The sequence below is a fragment of the Hydrotalea sp. genome (genome assembly GCF_049968455.1).
GTDB lineage: Bacteria > Bacteroidota > Bacteroidia > Chitinophagales > Chitinophagaceae > Hydrotalea.
Genome location: NZ_JBMFQT010000051.1, coordinates 1 through 2298, shown reverse-complemented (window position 1 = coordinate 2298; position 2298 = coordinate 1). Strand labels below are relative to the sequence as shown.

Annotated in this window: 3 protein-coding genes; all 3 read right to left on the bottom strand. The window is 43.5% G+C overall.

Annotated elements, in window-relative coordinates; genetic code table 11:
- Nucleotides 1–931: ABC transporter ATP-binding protein (locus ACP5P5_RS13635; RefSeq protein WP_428286665.1), on the bottom strand; the 931-nt coding region annotated here is incomplete at its 3' end.
- Between the two features lie 112 nt (nt 932–1043).
- On the bottom strand, nt 1044–1895 hold the full coding sequence (locus ACP5P5_RS13630; RefSeq protein ID WP_428286664.1) for an ABC transporter permease: 852 nt from the start codon (nt 1893–1895) through the stop codon (nt 1044–1046).
- Between the two features lie 18 nt (nt 1896–1913).
- Nucleotides 1914–2298: hypothetical protein (locus ACP5P5_RS13625; protein WP_428286663.1), on the bottom strand; the 385-nt coding region annotated here is incomplete at its 5' end.

The window sequence follows — 2298 nt, the reverse complement described above, 5'->3', positions numbered from 1 at the left end:
ACGAAAAATGTATAAAAATATTTTCATTATCAGTAAACCTGCTTTTCATTTGTTCTTTTGTATCCTTTAACTCAATTTTTTGTATGTACAAACCTGTCTTATTTAAATTGTTTTTAGCTTCATAACCAATAGAAATATCTTGATTTTCACTCAAATATTTTTTACATACTTCATTAACATTTCCACTTAAGTTTATTTTGCCATTATTAAGATACAGTGCTAAATTGCATAAAGTATAGATCGCCCCCATGTTATGGCTTACAAACAAAACCGTTCTGCCATCATTCACACTCACATCCTTCATTTTCCCCAAGCATTTTTTTTGAAACTCCGCATCGCCTACGGCCAATACCTCATCTACAATCAATATCTCCGGCTCTAAATGGGCGGCCACGGCAAAAGCTAAGCGTACATACATGCCGCTGCTGTAGCGCTTTACGGGGGTATCTACATAGCGCTCCACCCCGGCAAAATCCACAATCTCGTCGAACTTGCGGCTGATTTCTTTGCGTGTCATGCCCAAAATAGCCCCATTCAGGTAAATATTTTCCCGACCGGTTAACTCGGGATGAAAACCCGTGCCTACTTCCAATAAACTGGCAATCCGCCCCCGCACTTTAATACGGCCCGTGGTGGGTGCCGTGGTTTTCGACAGTATTTTTAATAAGGTGCTTTTGCCTGCCCCATTGCGGCCAATAATGCCCAATACTTCTCCGGGTTGTACACTAAAGTTAATATCTTTCAAAGCCCATACATATTCGCTCTCGCCCTTGGTGCTGCGGTCGTTTACCTCGCCAATACGAGCAAAGGGGTCTTCCTTACCACGCACCCTGTACCACCAACGTTTTAAATCGTGGCTCAAGGTGCCGGTACCTACCTCGCCCAAGCGGTATTGCTTACTGATATTTTCTACTTCTATCACGGGTTGCATGGCGTAAATTTACCTGTTTTTTGCATGTACCTGCTTGCGTTTGCTTGTCGGCCAATCGGCCTTTGATTTGTCTAACCATTTGTTTTGATACGGAAGGTCTTTCTGCCTTGGCTTATACCGTATCCATGAATTTGCGTTCTACCCGATTGAAAATAAGGGTACCCAAGGCTAACATTACCAGCGTACATACCACACTGTATGCCAATCCGGCCCAGCTTACCTGTCCGCTACCCGTAAAGGCGTAGCGAAATAACTCTACCGGCTCCGATAGTGGGTTCGCATGAATCAATAGGGCATATTTTTTGGGTAAGGCACTCAAGGGATAAATCACCGGTGTGGCATACATCAACAACTGTACCCCAAACGTCAACAGAAAAATCAGGTCGCGGTACTTGGTAGTGAGGGCACTGATGATCATGCCCAAACCCAGGGCTTGCAGGGCCATGAGCAGCACGACCACCGGCACCAATAATAAGTAAATATTGGGGTGCAATTGGGCACCGCTGATGAAATAATAGCCCCAAATGAGGAGGAACAAACTCAACTGGATACCCAATCGAACCAGGTTCGATACCACAATACTCAACGGCATAATGAGGCGGGGAAAATATACTTTTCCGAAAATGTTGGCATTGTCTTTAAACACCGTTGCGGTTTTATTCAGGCTATCGGCATAATAGTTCCAAATGGTAATACCGGCCAAATAAAACACCGCCATCGGTAAGCCATCGGTAGATATTTTGGCAATATTGCCAAAAATGAGCATATAGGTAACGGTGGTTAACAAGGGTTGGATGAAAAACCAAATGGGACCCAGGATGGTTTGCTTATAGGTGGCTACAAAATCTCGGCGTACCAGCATCACCAACAGGTCGCGGTAACGCCATAGTTCGTGTAGTTTTAAATCGAGTAAATGCGACCGGGGTTCAATGATTTCTGTCCATTCCACTTTTTCTTCGTGCATAGGGTTCAATAACTTTTTTTAATGAAGGGATTGGGGGGTTAAGGTAATGAATTGCTTTGCCTTTGCATTGCCGATAACCGAGCACAGTGCTGTGTGCGCTGCTTTTTTTCTTTTGGGGTATGCTGCGGTGTTTTTAAACGAAGTTGGGTTTGCAGAAGCAAGGGTATTTACATTTCTTAAACTAATCTTCTTCACTTTTTGTTTGGATACAAAAAGTGACAAAAAAATCAAGGCTCCATCAAAAAGGCTAGAGCCTACCTGCATCAAATGGGCAGAATATGAAACATTCGATTCATCGTTCACATTCCGACGAAGGATGTAGAATAGCGTGCTGAAGCAATTCACCACAGTAGTACCAAAGCTACATCGGAGTACCTCCGAAAAAATGGCTGTCATATTTTTT